The sequence below is a fragment of the Antarctobacter aquimaris genome (genome assembly GCF_900184945.1).
GTDB lineage: Bacteria > Pseudomonadota > Alphaproteobacteria > Rhodobacterales > Rhodobacteraceae > Maliponia > Maliponia aquimaris.
This window is the reverse complement of record NZ_FXYF01000006.1, coordinates 151,505-175,287: the sequence shown is the minus strand read 5'-3', so window position 1 is coordinate 175,287 and position 23,783 is coordinate 151,505. Positions and strand designations below refer to the sequence as shown.

Annotated in this window: 25 protein-coding genes; 9 read left to right on the top strand and 16 right to left on the bottom strand. The window is 66.8% G+C overall.

What is annotated here, in order from left to right; genetic code table 11:
• Window positions 1-90 precede the first annotated feature (90 nt).
• The 4 genes from MAA8898_RS12555 to MAA8898_RS12540 all read left to right on the top strand — a co-directional run bounded on the left by MAA8898_RS12555 (window position 91) and on the right by MAA8898_RS12540 (window position 2,515).
• Complete coding sequence (locus tag MAA8898_RS12555; RefSeq protein ID WP_094021371.1) at window positions 91-663, top strand: L,D-transpeptidase; 573 nt, start codon at window positions 91-93, stop codon at window positions 661-663.
• Between the two features lie 86 nt (window positions 664-749).
• The gene (locus tag MAA8898_RS12550; protein ID WP_094021370.1) at window positions 750-1,454 is read left to right on the top strand and encodes a CoA transferase subunit A; all 705 of its coding nucleotides are present in this window, start codon (window positions 750-752) and stop codon (window positions 1,452-1,454) included.
• Entirely contained in the window at window positions 1,454-2,077 is a 624-nt protein-coding gene (locus tag MAA8898_RS12545; RefSeq protein ID WP_094021369.1) for a CoA transferase subunit B, read from the top strand. Before MAA8898_RS12550 ends, MAA8898_RS12545 begins: the two co-directional genes overlap by 1 nt.
• 159 nt (window positions 2,078-2,236) lie before the next feature.
• Window positions 2,237-2,515 carry a hypothetical protein gene (locus MAA8898_RS12540; RefSeq protein WP_094021368.1) on the top strand — a complete coding sequence of 93 codons (279 nt, stop codon included), beginning with the start codon at window positions 2,237-2,239 and terminating at the stop codon, window positions 2,513-2,515.
• Window positions 2,516-2,559: 44 nt separating this feature from the next.
• Here MAA8898_RS12540 and MAA8898_RS12535 read toward each other — a convergent pair whose 3' ends face one another.
• The 3 genes from MAA8898_RS12535 to MAA8898_RS12525 all read right to left on the bottom strand — a co-directional run bounded on the left by MAA8898_RS12535 (window position 2,560) and on the right by MAA8898_RS12525 (window position 5,644).
• Window positions 2,560-3,009, bottom strand: a complete 450-nt coding sequence (locus MAA8898_RS12535; RefSeq protein ID WP_094021367.1) for a phasin, PhaP — start codon at window positions 3,007-3,009, stop codon at window positions 2,560-2,562.
• 262 nt (window positions 3,010-3,271) lie between these two features.
• Window positions 3,272-3,721: a phasin, PhaP gene (locus tag MAA8898_RS12530; protein WP_094021366.1), complete on the bottom strand. Its 450-nt coding sequence runs from the start codon at window positions 3,719-3,721 to the stop codon at window positions 3,272-3,274.
• 120 nt (window positions 3,722-3,841) lie between these two features.
• The gene (locus tag MAA8898_RS12525; RefSeq protein ID WP_094021365.1) at window positions 3,842-5,644 is read right to left on the bottom strand and encodes a PHA/PHB synthase family protein; all 1,803 of its coding nucleotides are present in this window, start codon (window positions 5,642-5,644) and stop codon (window positions 3,842-3,844) included.
• Between the two features lie 134 nt (window positions 5,645-5,778).
• Here MAA8898_RS12525 and phaZ point away from each other — a divergent pair, with 134 nt between their 5' ends.
• Window positions 5,779-7,062, top strand: coding sequence for a polyhydroxyalkanoate depolymerase (gene phaZ / locus MAA8898_RS12520; RefSeq protein ID WP_094021364.1), 1,284 nt, complete (start codon window positions 5,779-5,781; stop codon window positions 7,060-7,062).
• Window positions 7,063-7,211: 149 nt separating this feature from the next.
• Here the strand turns inward: phaZ and MAA8898_RS12515 are convergent, their stop codons facing one another.
• From MAA8898_RS12515 to MAA8898_RS12495, 5 genes are all read right to left on the bottom strand, one after another.
• Complete coding sequence (locus MAA8898_RS12515) at window positions 7,212-7,751, bottom strand: adenine phosphoribosyltransferase (RefSeq protein ID WP_094021363.1); 540 nt, start codon at window positions 7,749-7,751, stop codon at window positions 7,212-7,214.
• Window positions 7,752-7,798: 47 nt separating this feature from the next.
• Window positions 7,799-8,419: a LysE family translocator gene (locus tag MAA8898_RS12510; protein ID WP_094021362.1), complete on the bottom strand. Its 621-nt coding sequence runs from the start codon at window positions 8,417-8,419 to the stop codon at window positions 7,799-7,801.
• Window positions 8,419-9,099 carry a DUF2927 domain-containing protein gene (locus MAA8898_RS12505; RefSeq protein ID WP_141194843.1) on the bottom strand — a complete coding sequence of 227 codons (681 nt, stop codon included), beginning with the start codon at window positions 9,097-9,099 and terminating at the stop codon, window positions 8,419-8,421. Before MAA8898_RS12505 ends, MAA8898_RS12510 begins: the two co-directional genes overlap by 1 nt.
• Before the next feature lie 10 nt (window positions 9,100-9,109).
• Entirely contained in the window at window positions 9,110-9,985 is an 876-nt protein-coding gene (locus MAA8898_RS12500; RefSeq protein WP_094021360.1) for an S-methyl-5'-thioadenosine phosphorylase, read from the bottom strand.
• A 117-nt stretch (window positions 9,986-10,102) separates the two neighbouring features.
• Window positions 10,103-10,366, bottom strand: coding sequence for a hypothetical protein (locus tag MAA8898_RS12495; RefSeq protein ID WP_141194842.1), 264 nt, complete (start codon window positions 10,364-10,366; stop codon window positions 10,103-10,105).
• A 259-nt stretch (window positions 10,367-10,625) separates the two neighbouring features.
• On the opposite strand from MAA8898_RS12495, the gene MAA8898_RS12490 reads away from it, so the two are divergent.
• Both MAA8898_RS12490 and MAA8898_RS12480 read left to right on the top strand, forming a co-directional pair.
• Complete coding sequence (locus MAA8898_RS12490; protein WP_094021358.1) at window positions 10,626-12,254, top strand: SulP family inorganic anion transporter; 1,629 nt, start codon at window positions 10,626-10,628, stop codon at window positions 12,252-12,254.
• Between the two features lie 816 nt (window positions 12,255-13,070).
• Window positions 13,071-13,550: a VPLPA-CTERM sorting domain-containing protein gene (locus MAA8898_RS12480; RefSeq protein WP_176445147.1), complete on the top strand. Its 480-nt coding sequence runs from the start codon at window positions 13,071-13,073 to the stop codon at window positions 13,548-13,550.
• 35 nt (window positions 13,551-13,585) lie between these two features.
• Here the strand turns inward: MAA8898_RS12480 and MAA8898_RS12475 are convergent, their stop codons facing one another.
• Together MAA8898_RS12475 and MAA8898_RS12470 are read right to left on the bottom strand one after the other, a co-directional pair.
• Complete coding sequence (locus MAA8898_RS12475; protein ID WP_094021355.1) at window positions 13,586-14,272, bottom strand: CatB-related O-acetyltransferase; 687 nt, start codon at window positions 14,270-14,272, stop codon at window positions 13,586-13,588.
• Between the two features lie 393 nt (window positions 14,273-14,665).
• Window positions 14,666-15,271 (bottom strand): flavin reductase family protein, encoded by a 606-nt coding sequence (locus MAA8898_RS12470; protein ID WP_094021354.1) that lies wholly within the window; start codon window positions 15,269-15,271, stop codon window positions 14,666-14,668.
• 94 nt (window positions 15,272-15,365) lie between these two features.
• On the opposite strand from MAA8898_RS12470, the gene MAA8898_RS12465 reads away from it, so the two are divergent.
• Entirely contained in the window at window positions 15,366-15,851 is a 486-nt protein-coding gene (locus tag MAA8898_RS12465) for a GNAT family N-acetyltransferase (RefSeq protein WP_094021353.1), read from the top strand.
• Window positions 15,852-15,914: 63 nt separating this feature from the next.
• Window positions 15,915-16,664: an EcsC family protein gene (locus tag MAA8898_RS12460; RefSeq protein ID WP_094021513.1), complete on the top strand. Its 750-nt coding sequence runs from the start codon at window positions 15,915-15,917 to the stop codon at window positions 16,662-16,664.
• A gap of 381 nt (window positions 16,665-17,045) precedes the next feature.
• Here MAA8898_RS12460 and MAA8898_RS12455 read toward each other — a convergent pair whose 3' ends face one another.
• The 6 genes from MAA8898_RS12455 to MAA8898_RS12430 form a co-directional block, all read right to left on the bottom strand.
• Complete coding sequence (locus MAA8898_RS12455; protein WP_094021352.1) at window positions 17,046-17,474, bottom strand: c-type cytochrome; 429 nt, start codon at window positions 17,472-17,474, stop codon at window positions 17,046-17,048.
• Window positions 17,471-18,772: a multicopper oxidase family protein gene (locus MAA8898_RS12450; protein WP_306456437.1), complete on the bottom strand. Its 1,302-nt coding sequence runs from the start codon at window positions 18,770-18,772 to the stop codon at window positions 17,471-17,473. Before MAA8898_RS12450 ends, MAA8898_RS12455 begins: the two co-directional genes overlap by 4 nt.
• Window positions 18,773-18,889: 117 nt before the next feature.
• On the bottom strand, window positions 18,890-21,130 hold the full coding sequence (ptsP, locus tag MAA8898_RS12445; protein WP_094021351.1) for a phosphoenolpyruvate--protein phosphotransferase: 2,241 nt from the start codon (window positions 21,128-21,130) through the stop codon (window positions 18,890-18,892).
• A 161-nt stretch (window positions 21,131-21,291) separates the two neighbouring features.
• On the bottom strand, window positions 21,292-22,527 hold the full coding sequence (locus MAA8898_RS12440) for an aspartate kinase (protein WP_094021350.1): 1,236 nt from the start codon (window positions 22,525-22,527) through the stop codon (window positions 21,292-21,294).
• A 134-nt stretch (window positions 22,528-22,661) separates the two neighbouring features.
• Window positions 22,662-23,306: an SDR family oxidoreductase gene (locus tag MAA8898_RS12435; protein WP_094021349.1), complete on the bottom strand. Its 645-nt coding sequence runs from the start codon at window positions 23,304-23,306 to the stop codon at window positions 22,662-22,664.
• A gap of 27 nt (window positions 23,307-23,333) precedes the next feature.
• A complete protein-coding gene (locus MAA8898_RS12430; RefSeq protein WP_094021348.1) occupies window positions 23,334-23,774 on the bottom strand; it encodes a DUF1178 family protein in 441 nt (146 codons plus the stop codon).
• Window positions 23,775-23,783: the final 9 nt, after the last annotated feature.

Genomic DNA, 23,783 nt, shown 5'->3' with positions numbered 1-23,783 from the left:
GAAACCCGGATCGTTTGAACGGAATGTGATTGGTGCTGCGCTGCGGCGTCCTGTACTCGGGAGGGAAACAGGACAGGCTTGGAGAGCAGCATGAAAAAGATCGCCCTTTCACGTCGCAACGTGATGATCGGCGCCGGCGCGGCGCTGATCCTTCCCGCGCAGGTCCGGGCTCAGGAGCAGCGCGAGATCAACGCAGTTGTGCGCCGCAACGTGTCGAGCTTTGTCAGCCAGGACTGGCGTGACCATTTCGACAGCCTCGGCGCCGGCTGCATCGTCTGCGACACCGCCAGCCGCGCGCTGCACTACTGGAGCGGGGACGGCACCGATTACCGCGTCTACCCCACCTCGGTTCCCAAGACCGACGAGCTGACACGGCGCGGCTACACCGAGGTTGTGCGCAAGAAGGTCGGCCCGACCTGGACACCGACCGCCAGCCAGATGGAGCGTTTTCCCGACTGGAAGCCGGTGGCCGGTGGCGCGCCGGACAACCCGCTGGGCACCCATGCGCTGTACCTTGACTGGCCGGCCTACCTGATCCACGGCACGCATGACACGCGCAAGATCGGCCGCCCCTCGTCGGATGGCTGCATTGGCCTGTACAATGAGAAGATCGAAGAGCTGTACGCGCTCGTGCCGATCGGCACCCAGGTTCGTCTCATCTGATACCCTGGCGGTCGCCGCACGCGCATTGACTCTTTGCTGCGCGGCGGCGACAACCCCAACATTCGAATTGTATGGGGGCACAAGCCATGAAAAAGGTCTACGGCTCGGCGGCGGAGGCGCTTGACGGCGTCCTGCACGACGGGATGTTGATCGCCTCGGGGGGCTTCGGTCTCTGCGGCATTCCGGAACTGCTGATCGACGCGATCGTGGCCAGCGGTGTCAAGAACCTGACCGTCGCGTCCAACAACGCCGGCGTCGACGGGTTCGGCCTGGGCAAGCTTCTGGAAACCAGGCAGGTCAGGAAGATGATGTCGTCCTACGTGGGCGAGAACGCCGAATTCATGCGGCAATACCTGTCGGGTGAGCTGGAGCTGGAGTTCAACCCTCAGGGCACCCTGGCCGAGCGCATGCGCGCCGGCGGCTGCGGCATCCCGGGCTTCTACACCAAGACCGGTGTGGGCACGGTGATCGCCGAGGGCAAGGAGCACAAGGACTTCAACGGCGAAACCTACATCCTCGAACAGGGGATCTTTGCCGACCTGTCGATCGTCAAGGCCTGGAAGGCCGACGACACCGGCAACCTGGTGTTCCGCAAGACCGCGCGCAACTTCAACCCGCCGGCGGCGATGTGCGGCAAGATCTGCGTCGCCGAGGTCGAGGAGATCGTACCGCGCGGCTCGCTCGACCCGGACCACATCCACCTGCCGGGGATCTACGTGCACCGTCTGGTGCAAGGCCAGCACGAAAAGCGCATCGAGCAGCGCACCGTGCGCAAGCGGGAGGAAGTGTAATGCCCTGGGACCGCAACCAGATGGCCGCACGGGCGGCGCAGGAACTCGAAGACGGGATGTACGTGAACCTCGGGATCGGCATCCCGACGCTGGTCGCCAACTACGTCGGTGACAAGGACATCACGCTGCAATCCGAAAACGGCATGTTGGGAATGGGGCCCTTCCCCTATGAGGGCGAAGAGGACCCGGACCTGATCAACGCCGGCAAGCAGACCATCACCGAACTGGCGCGCACCTCCTATTTCGACAGCGCGACGTCGTTCGGCATGATCCGCGGCGGCAAGATCGCGGCGGCGATCCTGGGCGCCATGGAGGTCTCGGAAAAGGGCGACCTGGCGAACTGGATGATCCCGGGCAAGCTGGTCAAGGGCATGGGCGGCGCGATGGACCTGGTGGCCGGTGTCGGCCGGGTGATCGTGGTGATGGACCACACCAACAAGCATGGTGAGTCGAAGGTGCTGAAGGAATGCACCCTGCCGCTGACCGGCAAGGGCGTGGTCGACCGCATCATCACCAACCTCGGCGTGCTGGACGTGACCGACAAGGGCCTGCACATTGTCGAATGCGCCGATGGCGTGACCCGCGAAGAACTGATCGCGGCGACCGAGGCGACCATCGTCTGATATCCCGAAGCCCCGGACGTGGTTGCGTCCGGGGCTTCGATCCGATCGGACACCGCTTTGCCCGACGCGTTTGCGGTCTTTGGGCTTCGTCCGGTCCCGTGGCCGAAGTGCATCGGGTGACGCGTCCCAAGGTGAACGCCATCCGCTTGCGCGACCGCTTTGATTGCATTTTCCGACTATTTTCTGACGCACCCGGAAAAAAGACTGCGCCCGGACCTCATCGCCGATCCGGACTCGACCCACGAGGATGTGGCCCATGCGCTGTGGACGCGCGCCCGGGAGCGCCGCGGCGGGCCGACGGACGACGCGGCTGGAGCCGAAGCCGTGGCAGACGTGTTTCCGGGATGCGGGGGCTATCGCGACCCGATCGACGGCCGCCAGGGCAACACAAAAAAAGAGGCGGGATCCGGAGATCCCGCCTCGGGTCATCGCGCCTAAACTGGGAGGAGAGGGCGCAAATTCCCAAATCGGCCTGGGCCGAATTACTTGGCCGCTGCGGTGGCCTTCTTGGCAACGGTGGTTGCCTCGTTGGTGGCCTTCTTGACGGCGGCGGTGGCGTCTTCCGACAGGTCCTTGCCGGCGGCCATCAGCAGCTCGACGGTGTCCATCTGAACGCGCTTGGCGATCTCGGCGAAGGCGGCCATGTTCTCGGCAGCCACTTCCGCCTGGGCCGATGCGAAATCGGTCATCGCCTTGGCGTAGTCGGCGGGCTCTTTCTTGGCTTTCGACATCGAGGCCAGCTTGGACAGGGTGTCCTTGGTCCATGCGGCGGACAGCTCGGCGGACTTGCCGGCGGCTTCGATCGCCACGCCCGACAGCTTTTCGTTCAGCGTCGCGTTGGTCTTGAACGCATCTTCCATGACTTTGGTGTCAACGGGGAATGCGCCCATCATGTCTTTCATCATCGTGGTGAAATCGGGGGTCTGTGCCATGTCAGTCATCCTTGCATCTGGTTCATTCTGCTCCGGGATGTCCCCGTGTTCTGCAGCTGTCCTCAATATGCATGCTGCGATGCAGCATTTCAAGTGATATCTTGCTGCGACGCAGAATTTTTCTGGTCCGAAGTGTCGCACCCGTGCCGCCGGGCCTGGCGACGGCGCAACGAAAAAGGGGCAGGATCCGAAGATCCTGCCCCAGGATATTGCGCCTCGATTGGGAGGAGAGGGCGCAAATTCCGGTTCGGCCGTAGCCGAATTACTTGGCGGCCGAGGTGGCCTTCTTGGCGGCCGAGGTCATCTCGTCGGTGGCCTTCTTGACGGCGGCGGTGGCGTCTTCGGAGAAGTCCTTGCCAGCGGCCATCAGCAGCTCGACGGTGTCCATCTGGACCTTCTTGGCGATCTCGGCAAAGGCAGCCATGTTCTCGGAGGCGATCTCGGCCTGCGCGGAGGCGAAATCGGTCATCGCCTTGGCGTAGTCGGCCGGCTCTGCCTTGGCCTTCGACATCTCGGCCAGCTTGGCCAGGGTCGACTTGGTCCATGCCGACGACAGTTCGCTCGACTTCTCGGCGGCTTCCAGGGCCACGGCCGAGAGCTTCTCGTTCATGGTTGCGGTGGTCTTGAACGCGTCTTCCATGGCCTTGGTGTCCACGGGGAATGCGCCCATCATGTCTTTCATCATCGCGGTGAAATCCTGGGTCTGTGCCATCTTCGTCGTCCTCATCTGATGCTGGTCCGGGTCCGCCCCGTCTCTGTGACTATCCACAATATGCATGCTGCGGTGCGGCATTTCAAGGGAAATTCTGCACCGCAGCATCAATTCGGCAAGTCACTGAATTTGCTTGGCGGCCTTGATCTTCACGTAGGTTCCCGGTGCCGGGGCCAGCGGTTTGTAGCCCGAATCACCCGGCACGCGCGCCGCCACCTTCTTGCCCGAACGCTTGCGCAGCCAGGCCTCCCAGTGCGGCCACCAGGATCCCTGGCGGTACTCGGCGGCGGCCTTCCACGAGTCGAAATCGCCGCTCATGTCGTCGTTCACATAGTGGCCGTACTTGGCCTTGGACGGCGGATTGACGATCCCGGCGATGTGCCCCGACTCGCCCATCACATAGTGCTTGGAGCGCGAACCCATCATCTGCACGCCGCGGAACACGTCGCGCGCCGCGGCGATATGATCCGTCTCGGTCGCGATGGACATCAGCGGCACGTCCACGTCCTTGACGCTGAGGGTCTCGCCGAACATCCGGAACGTCCCCTCGGCGAACTCGTTGCGCTGGCACAGGCCGCGCAGGTACTGGCTGAACATCTTGCCCGGCAGGTTGGCGCCGTCGCCGTTCCAGTACAGCAGGTCGAAGGCGGGCGGCGTCTCGCCCATCATGTAGGAGCGGATCGCCGGGCCATAGACCAGGTCGTTCGAGCGCAGGAACGAGAAGGTGCGCGCCATGATGAAGGAGGGCAGCACACCTTCCTGGGCGATCTCCTGCTCGATCCCGTCGGCGAAATCGTCCTGCAGGAACGGGGTGAATTCACCCTGGTCGCTGAAGTCGGTGAGCGCGGTGAAGAAGGTGGCGGACTTGACCGACTTGTCGCCGCGTTTCTTCATCAGTGCCAGCGTCAGGCTCAGCGTGGTGCCGGCGATGCAATAGCCGACCGCGTTGACCTTGTCGGTGTCGCAGACGTCCTTGGCGACCTCGATCGCCTTGAGGAAACCCTCTTCGACGTATTCCTCGAGACCGATGTCGCGGTACTTGACGTCGGGGTTGATCCAGCTGACCACGAACAGGGTATAGCCCTGGTCCACGACCCAGCGGATCAGGCTGTTCTGCGGCTTCAGGTCGAGGATGTAGAACTTGTTGATCCACGGCGGGAACAGCACGACGGGCGTCTCATGCACCTCGTCGGTGGTCGGGCTGTACTGGATCACCTCCATCATGCGGTTGCGATAGATCACCTCGCCCTGGGCGGTGGCAATGTTCTCGCCGATCTCGAAGGCGCTTTCGTCGGCCAGCCGCACGACCAGTTCGCCGTTGTTGGCCTCGAGGTCATTGACCAGGTTCTCGAGCCCGCGCACCAGGCTGTCGCCCTCGGTCTCGACCGCCTTCATCAGCGCATCGGGGTTGGTGGCGAGAAAGTTCGTCGGGGCGAACATGTCGACGATCTGCTGGCTGAAAAAGCGCAGGCGGCGCTTTTCCTTTTCGTCCATGTCCTCGATCGCGTCGATCGCGTTCTGAATGGTCTCGGCGTTCAGCAGGTACTGCTTCTTGACGAAGTTGAAATAGGGGTGGGTGTCCCAGAGCGGGTTCTTGAAGCGCTTGTCGCTGGGCCCCGGATCCTCGGGCGCCTGCAGCTTGCCCCTGGCCAGGGTCTGTTGCGCCTCGACGAACTGCGTGACCGTCTTGCCCCAGAAGCTGACCTGCTGTTCCAGCAGCTTGGCCGGGTTGGTCATCCACTCCTGCATGTAGGCCTGCGCCGCCTTGGTATAGAGCGCGCTGTCAGGTCCGTTCAGTGCGGGCGGCGTCGGGTGGCGGCGGGTCAGGGCTCCGACGAGTCGCTTGCTCAGCTCTTCGACCCGCTCCAGATTCTTTTCGAGCCGCGCACGGCTTTCGCCTGCGGCAACCTCGTTCGTTGTCATTGGATTGATTTCCCCCTATCCTTCGCAAGTGCAGCATACCGTCGTGGGCGTTGGGGGGCAAAGCGACGAATTGGCTCGGGTTCGGGCAGGCGGTTTCCGCTGGCCCCCGTGGAACGAAATAAGGAGTGCCGAACGTGCGCTACATGGCGACGTATGACCTGATGGAGAGTATCCGCAACACCAACGCCTGGCTGGGTGCGACAGCCCGGACCGTTGCCTCGTACCCGTTTTTTGCGGCTGTTCCGAATCCCGCGCTGGCCTGGATGGCGGCCTGGGGCGCAGTAACCGAACGTACCTTTGAACGCATGGTGGTCAAGCCGGACTGGGGCATCCGCACCTTCACCTGCGAGGACGGCAAGGATCACCTTGTCGACATCGCCACCGTGGTGGAAAAGCCGTTCGGCAACCTGCTGCACTTCAACGTGGCCGGCCGCGCCGAGCAGCCGCGCAAGATCCTGCTGGTGGCGCCGATGTCGGGCCACTACGCCACCTTGCTGCGCTCGACCGTCAAGTCGCTGCTCGTCAACTGCGAGGTCTACATCACCGACTGGCACAACGCGCGCGACATCCCGGTGTCGGCGGGCAAGTTCGACATCGAGGATTATACGCTCTACCTGGTCGATTTCATGCGCCACCTGGGGCCGGACACGCATGTGATCGCGGTCTGCCAGCCCGCGCCGCTGACGCTGGCGGCGACTGCCTACTTGGCCGAGCAGGACCCCGAGGCGCAGCCGCGCACGCTGACGCTGATCGGCGGACCGATCGACCCGGACGCGACCCCCACCGACGTCACCGACTTTGGCCGCCGCGTGACCATGGGCCAGCTCGAAGAGACGATGATCCAGCGCGTCGGGTTCAAGTACAAGGGCGTGGGGCGGATGGTCTACCCGGGGCTGTTGCAGCTGGCGTCCTTCATGTCGATGAACGGCGACCGGCATTCCGCCGCCTTCCGCGACCAGATCCTGCGCGTGTCGCGGGGCGAGGCGTCGGACCACGACGCGCACAACCGGTTCTACGACGAGTACCTGGCCGTCATGGACATGCCGGCGGAGTTCTACCTGTCGACGGTCGAGCGGGTCTTCAAGAACCGCGAGATCGCGCAGAACGCGTTTGTCGTCGCCGGTCACAAGGTGGACATCGGCGCGATCACCCGCGTGGCGGTCAAGACGGTGGAAGGCTCCAAGGACGATATCTCGGCCCCCGGCCAATGCGTCGCGGCGCTGGACCTCTGCACCGGCCTGCCGGACGAGAAGAAGGCCAGCCACGTGGAGGAGGGCGCAGGGCACTACGGCATCTTCGCCGGCAAGAGCTGGCGCAACAACATCCGCCCGCTGGTGCTGGAGTTCATCGACGCCAATTCCGGCGACACGTCGGCCAGGGCCAAGTCGAAGACCGTCAATCTGGCCGATCACCGCTGATCCATCGGTGCGCGCCTTGCGGCGCGCGCCGGTTCTGTCGGCCTTGCGCGGGGCGCAAGACCTCCGGCGGGGGGCGCTGCCCCCGCACCGGACGGGGTCCGGGGCTCCCCCGGGATATTTCACGCCAGAAGAAGCCTCTGCCGTGGCGCTCAGAGCCCCTCGAAGGCGCAGAGCGCGTGCACGTCCATGCCCATCGCCTCGAGCCGCTTGCGGCCGCCGAGGTCGGGCAGGTCGATCACGAAGGCGCAGCCGATGATCTCGCCGCCCAGCCGCTCGATCAGCTTGATGCCGGCCTCGGCGGTGCCGCCGGTGGCCAGCAGGTCGTCGACCAGCAGCACCTTTTCGCCCGCCTCGATGGCATCGTCGTGGATCTCGACCACCGCCTCGCCGTACTCCAGCTGGTATTCCTCGGAGATCACCGCGCCGGGCAGCTTGCCTTTCTTGCGGACCGGCACGAAGCCGGCGGAGAGCTGATGCGCCACCGCGCCGCCGAGAATGAAGCCGCGCGCCTCGAGGCCCACCACCTTGTCAAAGCGCACCCCGGCGTAGGGCAGCAGCAGCTGGTCGATCGCCATGCGGAAGCCGCGCGGGTCGGCGAACAGCGTGGTCACGTCGCGGAACAGGATCCCCTCGTGCGGGAAATCGACGATGGTGCGGATGTAGTCCTTGATCTCGGTCTTGCGGGGCATGTCCGCTCCTTGGTGTGGTCAGGGGGGGGAGGGCCTGAGGGCGGGCGTCAGGCGCGGCGCAGCGTGGCGGTCAGGAGACCCATGCCGATCAGCGTGGCGCCGCCGGCGCGGGTCAACCCCGCCAGCACGGCGGGGCGCGAGATGGTGCGGCGCAGCCGGTCGGCGGCGAGCGCGTAGGCCAGCGCGTTCAGCGCGGCCAGCGCGACGAAGCTGGCGACCAGGATCGCAAACTGCGGCAGCAGCGGCGCGCCGGGTGTCACGAACTGTGGCACAAAGGCGATGAAGAAGGCGATGCTTTTGGGGTTGAGCGCGGTCACGGTCAGGGTGTGCAGGTAGACGCCGCGCGCCGAGACGGCGGCGGAGGGCAGGGTCAGCCCGTCGCGCGGGGCGGAGCGGATCAGCCGGATGCCCAGCCAGACCAGGTAGCCCGCGCCAACCCATTTCAGCGCGGTGAAGAGCGTGGCCGACGCCGCGACCAGCGCGCCCAGCCCGGCCAGCGACAGCGACATGGCGAGGAAATCGCCGCTGGCGACGCCGGCCGCCGAGGCCAGCGCCACCGGGCGGCCCTTGCCGAGGGCGTAGGACAGCACCAGCAGCACGGTCGGGCCGGGGATCAGCAGCAGCGCCGTCGAGGCGGCCACGAAGGCGAGCCAGAGACTGAGGTCCATCATCGCTCCTTTGGCGGGTAGTGGCGGCGCAGCGCCATGACGTCCTGCGGGCCGAGGTCCTTGGACAGGTTGTCGTCCTGCGAGAACACCGATTTGCCGAGGTAATCCGGGTTGCGGATGTCGGTCAACAGGCCAAGCGCTTGGGTAAGCTCCTCGATCATCGCGGATTCGTAGTGGCGGATGTGCAGCCGGGTGCCAAAGACGATCTGCGCGCGCTGGATCAGCTGGCTGTCGCTGCGCGACCAGACGATCACCCGCGCGCCGGTGACGGTGGTGCCGTCGACGCCCTTGATGCCGGTGCCGCTGATCGGCGCCGTGCCGTCGGTGTCGACCAGGTAGATGCGGATGTCGGCCTCGGCACCCTCGGGGACCTCGGTCAGCGCGATGCCGGCGCCGACGCGGTTGATGTAGCGCACGGCGCGGGTCAGCGCGGCGCGGGCGCGTTTCTGCTTGCCGCCGAGGAAGGCGGGGTCGATCCGGGTCAGCTGGACGCGCAGCGGGCGGGCCGTGCTCCAGTGGACCATCTTCTTGTCGCAGGGGCCGCCGGGCGGGGCGGCGCAGGCGACGAGGCGGTAGAAATCCTCGTCGCTCAGCGGGCCGATCGTCTCGATGAAGTCCTCGGCCGCGGGGGCGGCGAGGGGAACCGCCAGGAGCGCGAGAGCGAGGAGCAGGCGCGACAACACGACGACGTCAGGTGTTCAGCATCCGCCCGGCGACCGCGTCGAGCCTGGCCAGCAGCGCGGGGTCGCGTTTGTCGGGCGCGGTGAGGATGGCATGGTCCAGCGCGCGGTCGCAGCCATGCGGGCAGGGGGCGCGGTCGGGTCCCAGCAGGGCGGGCAGGCGGCGCACCATCTCGCGGCCCTTTTGGGCGTTGCCCATCAGGATCCTGATGATCTCGGAGACATCGACAGCGCCGTGGTCGGGGTGCCAGCTGTCGTAGTCGGTGACCATGGCGATGGAGGCGTAGCAGAGCTCGGCCTCGCGGGCGAGCTTGGCCTCGGGCATGTTGGTCATGCCGATCACGTCGCAGCCCCAGCTGTCGCGGTACATCTTCGATTCCGCCAGGGTCGAGAACTGCGGCCCTTCCATGGCGAGATAGGTGCCGCCCTTATGGATGGTGATCCCGGCGTCCTGCGCGGCGGTGAAACAGGCATCCCCAAGGCGCGGACAAGTGGGGTGCGCGACCGAGACATGCGCCACGCAACCCGTTCCGAAAAAAGACTTTTCCCGCGCAAAGGTGCGGTCGATGAACTGGTCCACGACCACGAAATCGCCCGGTGCCATGTGTTCGCGGAACGATCCGCAGGCCGAGACCGAGATCACGTCCGTCACGCCGATCCGCTTCAGCGCGTCGATGTTGGCGCGGTAGGGGACGGTTGTCGGGCTGTGCACGTGGCCGCGACCGTGCCGCGGCAGGAAGGCCATGCGGACCCCGCCCAGCGTGCCGGTCAGGATCTCGTCCGAGGGCGTGCCCCAGGGGCTGTCCACGGCGGTCCAGCGCGCGTCCTGAAGCCCGTCGATGTCGTAGATGCCCGATCCGCCGATCACCCCGATCATGGTGTCCATGCGTGTCTCTCCCCGCTGCCGCTCGCAGTCAGGGTAGGGGGCCGCGCCGTGAAGTTCCAGAGGCCAATGCACCGCCGAGGCACCCGGGCACGTCTTGCCCGGGGCCGGTGTGTCACGTCAGTCGTTGACGGTCGGCACCACGCGGTTGCCGCCCTTTCTCTCGGAGGCGGCGTCGCCGCGTGCGCCGCCCTTGACGACGGCCGAGACGCCCTTGCCGTCAAGCACCCCGGCGTCTTCGAGGGCATCGATCACGGTCTTTGCGCCGGTCTGTTCGCCCGGGACATAGCCGCCGTCGGCGACACCCTGATCGTGTGCCTTGGCCATTGCGTGGCCTGCAACGAGGGACAGGGCAAGCGCGGCTGCAATTGCTGTTCTGGTCATTCTGACGTCCTCCATATCGGTTAACGGACGCCGCTTTCGGTGCGTCCATCAGGACTCACGACGGCGCGCCGGGAAAGTTTCAGGAAAAATTATTCCTTCGCGCGCACTGTGCTTTGCCTCCTGCGTCCGGGCGCGGGGGCAGTAAATCCGTGCAAACTGCCAAGGATTGGGATAAGGCAGACCAAACGGATTCGTTTGCTGCGGTGCGGCGTGCCCCTTGTGGGCGCTGCCCTGGGACCCGGCATTGAAAGGACCCCCGATGAAGAAAGCCATCCTGGCGAGTTTCGCCGATCGTCTTGCGTTGCCCGATCTGTCGTTGATGTCGCAGGTGGAGTTCACCCCCGGCCGGTTGCGGATCGAACTGCTGGCGGGGCTGACCGTTGCGCTGGCGCTGGTGCCCGAGGCGGTGGCCTTTGCCTTTGTCGCCGGGGTGCATCCGCTGGTGGGGCTCTATGCGGCCTTCCTGGTGGGGCTGGTGACGGCGGTGTTTGGCGGGCGGCCGGGGATGATCTCTGGCGCGACGGGGGCGCTGGCGGTGGTCATGGTGGCGCTGGTGGCGCAGCACGGGGTGGAATACCTGTTTGCCACCGTCGTGCTGATGGGCCTGCTGCAATTGATCGCCGGGGTGCTGCAATGGGGCAAGTTCATCCGGCTGGTGCCGCATCCGGTAATGTTGGGCTTTGTCAATGGCTTGGCCATCGTCATTTTCCTGGCGCAGCTGGGCCAGTTCAAGGTGCCGGGCACGATGGTCAACACCGGGCACGGCATGAGCGGGGGCGAATGGCTGTCGGGCGGGCCGCTGATCCTGATGCTGGGGCTGACGGCGCTGACCATGGCGATCATCTGGATCATGCCGCGCATCAGCCGCGTGGTGCCCGCGCCGCTGGCCGGAATCGCCGTTGTGGCGGCGCTGGTGATCGGCTTTGGCCTCGAGGTGCCGCGCGTCGGCGACCTGGCCTCGATCCAGGGCGGGCTGCCGCAGTTCCACATTCCCATGGTGCCTTTCACGTTGGAAACCTTTGAAATCATTCTGCCTTATGCGGTGATCCTGGCGGCCATCGGGCTGATCGAATCGCTGCTGACGCTGAACCTGGTGGGCGAGATGACCGGCCAGCGCGGCGGCGCCAGCCAGGAATGCATCGCCCAGGGTGCGGCCAACCTGCTGACGGGTTTCTTTGGCGGCATGGGCGGCTGCGCGATGATCGGCCAGTCGATGATCAACGTGAAATCCGGCGCGCGCACGCGCATTGCCGGGATCGCGGCGGCGCTGTTCCTGCTGATCTTCATCCTGTTCGCCGCGCCGATGATCGAGCTGATCCCGCTGGCCGCGCTGGTGGGGGTGATGTTCATGGTGGTGATCGGAACTTTTGCCTGGAACTCGTTGAAAATATTGACGAAAGTCCCGCTGATGGACGCCTTTGTCATCATCCTGGTGACCGTGGTCACGGTGATGGAGGACCTCGCGGTCGCTGTGGTCGTGGGCGTCATCGTCTCGGCGCTGGCCTATGCCTGGAACAATGCGCGGCGCATCCATGCCAAGACCTACATCACCCCCGAGGGCGCCAAGGTCTACCAGGTGCAGGGGCCGCTGTTCTTTGGCTCGGCGGACGGATTTGCCGAGCTTTTCCAAGTGGATGAGGACCCTTCGGTGGTGATCGTCGACTTTGACGACAGCCGCGTGGTGGACCAGTCCGCGTTGCAGGCGATCGAGGCCGTGGCGGGCAAATACGAGGCGGCGGGCAAGCAGATCCAGCTGCGCCACCTCAGCCGCGACTGTCACCGCCTGCTGAACAAGGCCGGGCACCTGATGGTCGATTCCGACGACGACCCGGACTACGAACTGGCGGTCGATTACAACGTGCGGACCGGCATCCTGGGCGGGCACTGAGCGCGCCGCGGTTTTGTACAAAAGGTACGTCTTGTACGCGAAAAATGTCGTTTTGTACAAAACCCGCCTGACGGGGTGAGGGCGCCTGTTGCGGGCGCCCTCCTTGCGTTTCGGGCGGGGTCAGCGGAGCGCGTGATGCTGCAACGCAGCGACATCGCCGGACTCGAGCGCGGGAGGTGGGCGACCCGGCAGACCCTGCCGATGGTCACGCGTCCCTGGTTGAAGGGAATGAGGTCGGGGGCGAGGTGCGCCGCCCAGTTCAGTGGCGGATCCAAGGTGCTGGCGCAGGGCCACGCCGACTTCGAATCCAGGATGGCCGAAGTCGCCGGTCCGCATTGCAACTTCGCGGACGTTTTCGGCCCAATCCCCCCCTGCACGGGCTACCGCCAAGTGCGACCTGCACAGGACCGAGGGATTTTCGATATTCGCGACCATCGATTCGGACGGCGCGAAAAACCTGTCCCGGAGTCAGAGGTCGAATCCCCAATGCCATGGTTAATGCACGGAAAACCTGGGTAAATGCGCGGCCATACACCTCAATGTTGTATTAAATGCTGATAGTCGATGGATTCCCCAAAAAGGGCTTGGCGGATCCGAACGCGGAATTCTAGGCTATGCGGACGTCTTTCCAGGTTGAAGACAATGTCAAATGGGGGAAACCAAGTGAGTGTACGTAGATTTGCAGGAGCGGTCTTTGGCCTACTGCTTGCAGCCAGCACAGCAAGTGCTGCCGTTGTTCAAGTCGGGTCGGTCGCGGGACTGACACAAGGGCCTTACACCCTTGAAACCTTCGATGACCTGGCACTCGTGCCAGGTGTGACCGCCTCGTCTTCCGGCGCTCTGACCCTGGCGAACCTGGGTTATGCCCCGTCATTTCCCAGCGGCACTACGGGCCTCACAACGGCCACCTTTCCACGCGCGATCACGTTCACCTTTGCCTCCGCCGTGTCCTCGGTCGGCATGTTCTTCGGCAACGATGACACCTGCTGCTCAGGGGCATTCAGTGCCGTACTGGACATCTTTGGCGTTGGCGGCGCTCTGGGGTCGATTTCCGTGGCCGCGAACATGAACGACGCCGTTGACCAGTTCATTGGCTTTGTCAGCGACGAGTTGGTCACAAGCGTGTCGATCCGCTACGGGTCTGGGACCGATGTGAGCCTGTACACGGTTGTGGACGATCTCTACTTCAACGCGGCACCGCCGCCGTCGCCGGTGCCGGTCCCCGCAGGCTTGCCTCTTCTTTTGGCCGCCCTGGGCGGTCTGGGCCTTGCCGCCCGTCGCCGCAAGGCTGCCTGACACAGCATCCCGATTCACGGGTCTCAAGCGGGCGGCTACGGTCGCCCGTTTTCGTTCCGCGGCAAGCGCGGTTGCCCTCGGGGTGCCATTTGCTGCAACGCTGCGACATCGCCGCACTCCAGCGCCGGGCGGGCGGCGGCGATGGTGTCGTCGTGCCAGTCCCACCAGGCGAGGGCGTTCAGGGTGGCGATTTCAGCGGGCGTGAAGCGCAGGCGGACCACCTGCGCCGGGTTTCCGGTGACCACGGCGTAGTCGGGCACCGTGCCGCGCACCACCGCGCCCGCGCCGACGATCACCCCGTTGCCGATCCGCGCGCCGGGCAGCACCAGCGCGCCGTAGCCCAGCCAGACGTCATGGCCGATCACCGTGTCGCGGGTGTCGGGCTGGTAGCCGGTCATGCTGTCCGGGTCGAAGACGGCAAAGGGGTAGGTGGTCAGCCCGTCGGTGGCGTGATTGGCCGAGCTGGTCAGGAAGCGCACGCCGTGGGCGACCTGGCAGAACTTGCCCAGGCTCAGGCGCTCCTGGCTGAAGGGAAAGAGGTAGGGGGCGAGGCGCGTGGCCCAGTCCTGCGGCGGGTCGAAATCGCTGGCGTAGCTGTGCGCGCCGACCTCGAACCTGGGGTGGTCGATGACGGCCTTGAGGTGGACGGTGCCGCCGTGCGGGGTGCCGTCGGGCAGGGTGATGGGGTGCGGGCGCGCCGCGTCGGGCAGGGAAAAGGGCATGGGGCCTCCTTGGGGTCCGTGACGGGTCAGGGGATCAAGGGTGCTGGTCCATGGCGCGCTCCATCGGTTGCGCGGTGGAGGATAGCGGGTTCGGGGCGACGTTTCGAGGGCGCAGTCCATGCGGATCTGCATGGGCGGTATGCGGGTCGGCGGGGCGGGACTCGGGCTGGCGCCCATCGCCCGCCCACCGGCCCTGCCGCAAGGGGGGAGGGGTTTGTTTTGCGGGTCGGTCGAGACGGGACTTGGGCTGACGCCCATCGCCCGCCCGCCAACCCGACCGCAAGGGGTGTGGGGTGGGTAGGGTGCGCCTGGAATGGAGGGGTGTGGGCGGTCACGTTTCCTTTGGAAACATGACCCTTGCCCACCAGTCGCCTCTGCCTTCGCAGAGGCGACTTACTCCCCCGGTCTCTTCAGCTCGAACTTTTCCCGCACCACCGTGTAGTCGCGATACCCCATGCGCGAGAGCGGGTTGAAGGACAGCACGTCGAACACGCCGTCCCTGAGGCAGTCGTCGCGCATGTGCACGCCGACCACCTCGCCGAAGACGGCGAAGTTGGACTTGCCCTCCAGCTGGACGATCTGCGTCACCCGGCATTCGAGGTTGGCCGGCGCGCGGGCGACGCGGGGGCAGTCGATGGTCTCGCACGCGGCCTTTTCGATGCCGGCGAGCTCGAACTCGTCAACCTCGCGGTCCCACGGGCCGGAGGTCTGGTTCATCACGTCGCGCATCGCGTATTCGACGATGTTGACGCAGAACACCCCGGTTTCGCGCAGCTGGGCGACGCTGTCCTTGGTGTCGCCGCGGTCGGGCTTGGCGCTGGTCGAGGCGAACATCACCTGCGGCGGCACGTAGGCCACCGCGTTGAAAAAGCTGTAGGGCGCGAGGTTGTCGTGCCCGTCGCGGCCGCGGGTCGAGATCCAGCCGATCGGGCGCGGCGTGACGATGGCGTTGAAGGGGTTGTGCGGCAGTCCGTGGCCGTCCTGGGGGCGGTAGAACACTGGCGTCGCTCCTGTTTGCGCATGGGTTTTCAGCGTGATACGCCGGTTTGCACCGGAATGCACGGGATCGCGTTCAGCAGGAGATCAGAGGCGGGTGTTCACGCTTGCACAGGAGAGGCCGGAGGACGGCCTGGACGTCGAGGGGCTGTTCGACCTGGCCTTTGCCCCGGGGCGCACGCTGCTGTCATCCTACCGGCTGCGCGATGACGTGCCGCCGGTGGCGGAGCTGTGCTGGATCGCGCGGGACGAGACCGGCACCCTGGGCGGGGCGATCCGCTACTGGCCGGTGTGCGTCGGCGGGGTCGGGGCGCTGCTGATGGGGCCGGTGGCGGTGCACCCGATCGCGCAGGGCGAGGGGCTGGGCGCGGCGATGATCAGCGGCACGCTGGAGCGGGCCGGGGAACTGGGCCATGCGCGCGTGCTGCTGGTGGGCGATGCGCCCTATTATTCGCGCTTCGGCTTTGTCCGGCTGGACGAGGTCGAGATGCCGCCGCCGACCAACCCGGACCGGGTGCTGGGGCTGGAGCTGACCCCCGGCGCCTGGGCGGGCGTGGCCGGAGAGGTGACACGGGCGGCTTGATCGCGGCACCCTGCGGCCCCATCTGGGTGGGGAGCATGGAGGGTGATCTTGGACGACATCGTGATGGCGGCAACGGACCTGGACCGGGAGATTGCGGCGCTGGCCAAGCGGTACCGGGGCGCGAATTCGGTCGGCATGCAGCTGTTGTCGCTGATCGGCGGGCAGGCCGAGAACCTGCTGGAGCGGTTGCCGGACAGCGCCAAGAGCGGGCTGGAGGCGGCGACGCGGCGGGCGCTGACCGGGGCCATGCAGGCAGCACAGCGGTCGCGCGGGGTGGTGCCGGACCAGAAGGGCTGGCTGAACACCGCCTTTGCCACGGCGATGGGGGCGGCGGGCGGATCGGCGGGGCTGCCTTCGGCGCTGGCCGAATTGCCGGTGACGGTGACGGTGCTGATGCGGGCGATCCAGGGCATCGCGGCGGAACACGGGTTCGACCCGACAGACCCGGAGATCGCGCGCGAATGCCTGACGGTGTTCGCGGTGGCGGGGCCGCTGGCGGAGGACGATGGCGCGGACATGGGATTTCTCGCGGCGCGGGTCACGGTGACGGGGGCGACGGTGCATGCGCTGATCGGCCGGGTGGCGCCGCGGCTGTCGCTGGCGCTGGGCCAGAAGCTGGCGGCGCAGACGGTGCCGGTGCTGGGCGCGGTGGCGGGGGCGGCGACGAACTATGCCTTTACCAGCTATTACCAGCAGATGGCGCATGTGCATTTCGGCCTGCTGCGGCTGGCCCGCGACAGCGGCACCCCGCGCGAGACGCTGGTCGAGGCGCTGCGCAAGGCGGTTTCCGAACCACGGTTAACCGCGCGTTAGGCTTGATGGTGCTATCCGAGTCGCATCGGGGCGAAAAGCTTCGAAGACGAACCACCCGCCCCCGGGCGACACGGGATGCCTGCACCGCCGCGCGGTGACGGGCGGTGCCGGACCAGGGGGCAGGGGATGTGTGCCCTGCGCAGAATGTGGGGGCGCCGCTCTGGCCAGAATGGCAGGGGCGACTTCGTGGAGACAGTCCTGGAACCCGGTCGTATGCCGAAGGCTGCGACCGGGTTTTTTTCATCGGGGGTTTGCGTGCCCGGCGGGGGCTGGGCAGCGGGCCGGGCGCCCGGTGGCGGCAGGTGCTGCCCTTGGGATCGGGGATGGCCGCGCGACTCGGGCCGGCGGCCAGTGTGCGGGCCGGTGCCGGTGCGCGGTGGCTCAGTCGTGCGGCGGGTTGCGGGCGGCGTGGAGGTCCTGGATGCGGTCGGGCCAGCTGGAGCGGATGTAGGCGAGCACCTGCCAGATCTCCTCGTCGCTGAGCACCTCGGCAAAGCCCGGCATCCCGCTGGTGAAACCCTTCAGGCCCAGCTGTTCGACGATGGCCTGCCCGCCCTGCTGGACATAATTGAAGTTCTGCACGTTGGAGTGATGCCAGGTGTGGCCGGTCTCGTCATGTGGCGGGGCGGGGTAGATGCCGTTTTCGTCCGGGGTCTGCCAGTCCTCCGCGCCCTCGAGCGCGGCGCCGTGGCAGGCGGCGCAATGGGTGGCGTAGAGCGCGGCCCCCCGGGTCAGGTCGCGGCCGTCGAGTTCGTGCCCCGCCAGCGCGGGGCCGGCGGCGAGGGCCAGCAGGGGCAGGAGGGCCTTCATGCCACCTCCACCCATGTCTTCATGCCGGAGGCCTGGTGTTCCAGCATGTGGCAATGGATCAGCCATTTGCCCGGGTTGTCGAAGACGCAGAGGATGTCGCGGCTTTCGTCCGGCATCAAGAGCGTGGTGTCGCGCAGGTCGCCCGGGGTGCCGTCGGCGTCCAGCTCGTAGAAATGGTGGCCGTGCAGGTGGATGCCGTGCGGAAAGGCGGTGTCGTTGACCAGGGTGAGGCGGGCCGTCTCGCCGCGCGTGAAGCTGGCGAAGGGCAGCTTGGGCAGGCCGGAATGACCGTTGAAGGCCCAGATGTCGTCGCCCGCGTGGCGCCCGCCCATGGCGCCGCCCTCCATCCGCAGGCTGAGCGCGCGCGGGGTGTCGCCCGGCAGAGGGCGATGCCCGGCGGGCAGGGCGGTGACGGGGGTGCCGCGCGGGGCGCGTTCGCCGTCGAGCGCGATCTGGCCCATCTGGTAATCCTCGTCCCGGGTCGGGAAGAGAAAGCGCAGGGCGGCGGTCACGTCGCCGACCAGGTCCATGCGCTGCGCCGGGGCAAGGGTGATCTCGGAAATCTCGCGCGGCTCGGGCAGGGCGCGGCCGTCCAGCGCGACGATGCGGCCGTCAAAGCCCTCCAGCGCCACGGGGAAGATCCGCGCGGTGGCGGTGTTGATCAGGCGCAGGCGGACCCGGTCGCCCTGCCGGACAGTGTCGCGCGACAGGATCACCTTGGCGAAATTGCCCAGCCGCCCGGCATGGGCAAAATCGTGCATGTTGCCGAAGCCGCCCATCATCTGGCCGTTTTGCTCCAGCCGCCAATCGGTGACGATGACGGTGATGTCGTGGTCGATGTCCGGGGGAGTGGTTTCCTCGACGATCAAGGGGCCGTAGAGGCCGCGCGCCACCTGTTCCCAGCTCTGGTGGTGCGAGTGATACCAGTAGGTGCCCGCGTCGGGCGCGACGAAATCGTAGTCGAAACTTTCGCCCACTCCGACGGCGGCCTGGGTCATGCCGGGCACGCCGTCCATCGCGTTGTCGATGCGGATGCCGTGCCAGTGGATCGCGGTGGGATCGGCCAGCGCGTTCCGGAAGGTGACGCGCAGGCGCTCGCCCTCGCTGACGCGCAACTCGGGGCCGGGGGTGGAGCCGTTGAAGCCGAACATCGGCGTGGCGGGGTCGCCTTCGTCGAGGATCTGGGCGACCACCGGCTCGGCCGTGAGGGCAAAGGGTTCGGCCGCCCAGGTCACGCGCGGCAGGGCCACGGCGGCGAGGGTGGAGGCCAGCAGCTGGCGGCGGGTCATCGGGAGCATGGCGGTGTCACCTGGCTTTGGCTGGCCGGACGGCCGGAGGGTCTGCGCCAGAGTTGAAGGGTGGGCCGCGCATGTCAAGCGCGCGCCGGGCGACGATTTCGTGAGGCGGGGCGGGGGTCAGGAATTGTCGCGCAGGTATTCCATCACCGCCTGGCGCACCGACTGGTCGCCGCGCAGGCGCGATTCCTCGATCACGTCGCGCACCTCTTTCAGCGAGTAGCGCATGATCAGGCTTTTCACCGGGCCGATGGAGGCGGGGCGCATCGACAGGGTGCGCAGGCCGAGGGCGGCCAGCACCAGCGCCTCGATCGGGCGGCCGGCGTCTTCGCCGCAAAAGCTGAGCGGGGTCTTCGACTGGGCGCAGCGGTGGATGATGCTTTCGAGGAAGGTCAGGAAGGAGACATTCAGCGTGTCGTAGCGGCGGCGCACCAGTTCGTTTTCGCGGTCGGCGGCAAAGAAGAACTGTTTCAGGTCGTTGCCGCCGATCGACAGGAATTCGACCTCGTCGAAGAAGCGGCGCGAGGCGAAGGCCAGCGAGGGCGTTTCCAGCATGGTGCCGACCTCGAGCTTCGACGGCACCGGGTGGCCCAGGCGGCGTTCGCGGGCCAGCACCTTTTCCATCTCTTCGCGGGCGCGGGCGTATTCGTCGTACTGCGCGATGAAGGGGAACATCAGCGTCAGCGGGCGGCCGTTGGCGGCACGCACCAGCGCCTGCAACTGCATCCGCATCACGCCGGGCCGGTCCAGCGCGACGCGGATCGCGCGCCAGCCGAGGGCGGGGTTCGGCTCGTCGACCTTGCGCATGTAGGGCAGCACCTTGTCCGAGCCGATGTCGAGCGTGCGGAAGATCACCCGCTTGCCCCCGGCGGCGTCGAGCACCTGGGCGTAGAGATCGGCCAGCTCCGTGCGCTGGGGCATCTTGTTGCGGATCAGGAATTGCAGCTCGGTGCGGAACAGGCCGACGCCCTCGGCGCCGGAACTGTCGAGCGAGGGCAGGTCGGCCATCAGGCCCGCGTTCATCAGCAGGTGGACGCGCTGGCCGTCGGCGCTGATGCACTCCTTGTCGCGGATCGTGGTGTAGCGTTCCTGCGCCTTGGCCTGCATCGCCAGCTTGTCGCGGAAGGCGCTGACGACGGTCTCATCGGGGCGCAGGTGGACGATGCCCTGGTCGCCGTCGACCAGGATCTGGTCGCCGTTCAGCGCCTCGTTGGTGATGCGGTCGGCGTGGATCACCAGCGGGATCGCCAGCGCGCGGGCGACGATGGCGGCGTGGCTGCCGACCGAGCCCTCCTCCAGCACCACGGCCTTGAGCTTGCGGTTGTATTCCAGCAGTTCGGCGGGGCCGATGTTGCGGGCGATCAGGATCGGATCCTCGGGCAGTTCGGCGCCGGTCTGGCGGCCCTGGCCGGTGAGGATGCGCAGCAGGCGGTTGGACAGGTCGTCGAGATCGTGCAGCCGGTCGCGCAGGTAGGGGTCCGAGACCTGGGACATGCGGGCGCGGGCGGTGCTCTGTTCCTTTTCCACCGAAGCCTCGGCCGACAGGCCGCGGGCGATGTCCTCTTCCATCCGGCGCAGCCAGCCCTTGGAGTTGGCGAACATCCGGTAGGCTTCGAGCACCTGGGCGTGGTCGCCTTCGCCCGGGGTGTCGGCCAGCATCTCGTCGACGCTGACGCGCAGTTTCTCGACCGCCTCCAGCAGGCGGACGCGTTCCTTTTCCGGGTCGTCGGCGACGGGGTTGGTCACCACGACGCGCGGTTCGTGCAGCCAGACGCGGCCCATGGCGCTGCCCTCCTGCGCGGTGCCGCCGCGGAACAGCATCGACTGGGTGTGCCGCGCCTTGAGCGCCGCGCCCTCGCCGACAAAGGCGCCCAGCTCGGTCATCTCGGCCAGCACCATGGCGACGACCTCGAGCGCATAGATCTCGTCCGAGGTGAATTCGCGCTTCTGCTTGGACTGGACCACCAGCACGCCGACCTTGGACCCCAGCCGCTGGATCGGCACGCCGAGAAAGCTGGAATAGATCTCTTCGCCGGTCTCCGGCATGTAGCGAAAGCCGCGCTCGGCCGGGGCGTCGGCGGTGTTGATCGTCTTGCCGGTGCGGGCGACGCGGCCCACCAGGCCCTCGCCCAGCTTCATCCGGGTCTGGTGCACGGCCTCCGCCTTGAGGCCCTGGCTGGCGCAGAGTTCCAGCGTTTCGGCGTCGCGGAACAGGTAGATCGAGCACACTTCGGTGCCCATGCTGTCGGCCGTCAGATGCGTGATCTTGTCGAGGCGCGCCTGCCCGGCGGCTTCCTCGGCCATGGTGTCGCGCAAGCGCCCCAGCAACTTGCGGCTTTCTGATTCGGTATTTGTCACCATGAGTCGGTTTGCAAGTCACCCTAGGCCGCGGTCCGCAGAGATAGACCATCGCGTCCGGCTTTGGAAACCGCTTTTCGCTTATCCGGGCGAAAAGCTCCCGTTATGCGTGTGGCAGGGTCCGCCTTTGCCGCATGGCTGCGCGGACCCCGGGGGCGTCGGTGTCAGCCCTTGTCGAGCTCAAAGGCGTCGTGCAGCGCCTGCACGGCCAATTCCATGTACTTGCGTTCGACCAGGACCGAGATCTTGATCTCGGAGGTGGTGATGACCTGGATGTTGATGCCCTCGTTGGCCAGCACGCGGAACATCTTGGCCGCGACGCCGGCGTGGCTGCGCATGCCGATGCCGACGACCGAGATCTTGCAGACGTTCTTGTCCGCGACGATGCTGTGAAAGTTGATCTCGCCCTTGGCCTTGGCCTCTTCCATCACCTTTTCGGCGCGCGCCACCTGGTTGGTGGGGCAGGAGAAGGTCATGTCGGTGCGGCCCTCCTCCGAGATGTTCTGCACGATCATGTCCACGTTCACGCCGGCCTCGGCCAGCGGGGTGAAGATCGCGGCGGCGATGCCGGGGCGGTCGGCGACCGACACCAGCGTCATCTTGGCCTCGTCGCGGGAATGCGCCACACCGGCCACAACATTGCTTTCCATGATGTCCTCCTCGTCGCAGACCAGGGTGCCGGCCGCGTCGTCCATTTCCTCGAAGCTGCTCAGCACGCGCAGCTTCACCTTGTAGCGCATGGCCAGTTCCACCGACCGGGTCTGCAACACCTTGGCGCCCAGCGAGGCCAGTTCCAGCATCTCTTCGAACGCGATGCGGTCCAGCTTGCGCGCCTTTTCGCAGATCCGCGGATCGGTGGTGTAGACGCCGTCCACGTCGGTGTAGATGTCGCAGCGTTCCGCGCCGAAGGCGGCGGCAAAGGCGACGGCGGTGGTGTCCGATCCGCCGCGGCCCAGCGTGGTGATGCGGCCCTCGGGCGAGATGCCCTGGAAGCCGGCGACCACGGCGACCTTCATGCCTTCGGCGAACTTGCGGGTGATGTTGGCGGTGGGGATCTCCTCGATCCGGGCCTGCGAATGCGCGGATGTGGTCATCACCGGCACCTGCCAGCCCTGCCAGCTGCGCGCCGGCACGTCCATTTCCTGCAAGGTCAGCGCCATCAGCCCGGCGGTCACGTTTTCGCCCGAGGACACGACGGCATCGTATTCGCGCGCGTCGAACAGCGGCGAGGTTTCCTCGACAAATCCGACCAGCTTGTTGGTTTCGCCCGACATGGCGGAGACGATGACGATGACGTCATAGCCCTTGGCCACCTCGACGCCGACGCGCTTGGCGGCGCGGCGGATGCGGTCCAGCGTGGCGACGGAGGTGCCGCCGAATTTCATCACGAGAACGGGCATGGGAATCCCCCTTTGGATCGGGGCGCGTTTACGCCGCGTTTGACAGCCATGCAAGGGCACTTTGGCCGCAGGGGGGATCGGGTCTGCGGGGTGCGTTTTGCGTGCCGCAACCGGGTCTTGGGCCGGTCTGGTCGCTAGAAGGGGTGGGCGCGGCCGTCCCAGGTTTCAAAGCAGCCGGTGGTGCTGAGGCCCAGCGCGTCGATCCGCGCCACCAGGCCGCGCGCGGCCTCGTCGGTGTCGATGTCGGCGCCGCCGCCGCCCATGTCGGTGCGCACCCAGCCGGGGTGGTAGATGCCCACGGCGATGCCCTGCGGTTTCAGATCGGCGGCGAGGTTGCGGCCGAGGTTCAGCGCCGCCGCCTTGGAGGCGCGGTAGATGTAGCTGCCGCCCGGCGCGCGGGTCTGCGAGGCCATCTGCGACGAGATGATCGCGATGCGCGGGGCGGTGCCCCGTTTCAGGTTCGGCAGCAGCGCCTGGACGGTCAGGAACACGCCCGTGACGTTCACCGCGAAGGTCTGCGCCCATATGTCCGGCGGGTAGCCATCGGCCAGGCGCTGGCCCTTGTCGAGGTAGACGCCGGCGTTGCAGACCAGCGTGTCGATCGCCTCGCCCTCGAGCCGGTCGGCCAGGGCGCGGTGCGACTGCGGGTCGGCGACATCGAGCGGCAGGAACCCCTCTGCGGTCCGGGCCGTTGCCAGCACGCGGTCGCCGCGGGCGGAAAAGGCCGTTTTCAGCGCCGCGCCGATGCCGCGGTTGGCGCCCGTGATCAGGAGCTGCATGGGGGTCCTCCGGTCGGTTGCGGCCGACTAGTTGCTCTTTCGCGTCGGGGTGAAGGGCAGCGGGGCAACCGGGATGCCGTCTTCGAGCAGGGCCTTGGCGTCTTCGCGGCGGGCCTCGCCCCAGATCGGGCGTTCGGGGGTTTCGCCCAGGTGCATGGCGCGGGCCTCCTGCGCAAAGCGGGTGCCGACATAGTCGGAATGCGCCTCGACGTGGGCGCGCAGCCGGGCCAGCGCCTGTTCGGCGGGATTGGCGGGGGCGGTGAGCGGTTTCGGCGCGTCGGTCTTGACCTGCTCGCCGTGCTCGCCGTGCGAGACGCGCGGTGCCATCAGCGCCTTGGACACCTCGCCCGAGCCGCAGACGGCGCAGGCGACATGGCCCGCGGCCTGAAGCTTGTCAAAGGCGGAGGCGGACTGGAACCAGCTGTCGAACTGGTGCCCGTCGGCGCATTTGAGACTGTACTGGATCATCGCCGGTCT

Excerpts from the sequence above, each read along its gene's own strand:
- MAA8898_RS12510 (WP_094021362.1), bottom strand. The coding sequence starts at position 8,419 with ATGGACCTCAGTCTCTGGCTCGCCTTCGTGGCCGCCTCGACGGCGCTG.
- MAA8898_RS12455 (WP_094021352.1), bottom strand. The coding sequence starts at position 17,474 with ATGAAGGCCCTCCTGCCCCTGCTGGCCCTCGCCGCCGGCCCCGCGCTG.
- MAA8898_RS12555 (WP_094021371.1), top strand. The coding sequence starts at position 91 with ATGAAAAAGATCGCCCTTTCACGTCGCAACGTGATGATCGGCGCCGGC.
- MAA8898_RS12450 (WP_306456437.1), bottom strand. The coding sequence starts at position 18,772 with ATGCTCCCGATGACCCGCCGCCAGCTGCTGGCCTCCACCCTCGCCGCC.
- MAA8898_RS12490 (WP_094021358.1), top strand. The coding sequence starts at position 10,626 with ATGAAGAAAGCCATCCTGGCGAGTTTCGCCGATCGTCTTGCGTTGCCC.
- MAA8898_RS12460 (WP_094021513.1), top strand. The coding sequence starts at position 15,915 with ATGGCGGCAACGGACCTGGACCGGGAGATTGCGGCGCTGGCCAAGCGG.
- MAA8898_RS12435 (WP_094021349.1), bottom strand. The coding sequence starts at position 23,306 with ATGCAGCTCCTGATCACGGGCGCCAACCGCGGCATCGGCGCGGCGCTG.
- MAA8898_RS12495 (WP_141194842.1), bottom strand. The coding sequence starts at position 10,366 with ATGACCAGAACAGCAATTGCAGCCGCGCTTGCCCTGTCCCTCGTTGCA.
- MAA8898_RS12550 (WP_094021370.1), top strand. The coding sequence starts at position 750 with ATGAAAAAGGTCTACGGCTCGGCGGCGGAGGCGCTTGACGGCGTCCTG.
- MAA8898_RS12515 (WP_094021363.1), bottom strand. The coding sequence starts at position 7,751 with ATGCCCCGCAAGACCGAGATCAAGGACTACATCCGCACCATCGTCGAT.
- MAA8898_RS12475 (WP_094021355.1), bottom strand. The coding sequence starts at position 14,272 with ATGCCCTTTTCCCTGCCCGACGCGGCGCGCCCGCACCCCATCACCCTG.
- MAA8898_RS12545 (WP_094021369.1), top strand. The coding sequence starts at position 1,454 with ATGCCCTGGGACCGCAACCAGATGGCCGCACGGGCGGCGCAGGAACTC.
- MAA8898_RS12500 (WP_094021360.1), bottom strand. The coding sequence starts at position 9,985 with ATGGACACCATGATCGGGGTGATCGGCGGATCGGGCATCTACGACATC.
- MAA8898_RS12530 (WP_094021366.1), bottom strand. The coding sequence starts at position 3,721 with ATGGCACAGACCCAGGATTTCACCGCGATGATGAAAGACATGATGGGC.
- MAA8898_RS12430 (WP_094021348.1), bottom strand. The coding sequence starts at position 23,774 with ATGATCCAGTACAGTCTCAAATGCGCCGACGGGCACCAGTTCGACAGC.
- ptsP (WP_094021351.1), bottom strand. The coding sequence starts at position 21,130 with ATGGTGACAAATACCGAATCAGAAAGCCGCAAGTTGCTGGGGCGCTTG.
- MAA8898_RS12440 (WP_094021350.1), bottom strand. The coding sequence starts at position 22,527 with ATGCCCGTTCTCGTGATGAAATTCGGCGGCACCTCCGTCGCCACGCTG.
- MAA8898_RS12525 (WP_094021365.1), bottom strand. The coding sequence starts at position 5,644 with ATGACAACGAACGAGGTTGCCGCAGGCGAAAGCCGTGCGCGGCTCGAA.
- MAA8898_RS12535 (WP_094021367.1), bottom strand. The coding sequence starts at position 3,009 with ATGGCACAGACCCCCGATTTCACCACGATGATGAAAGACATGATGGGC.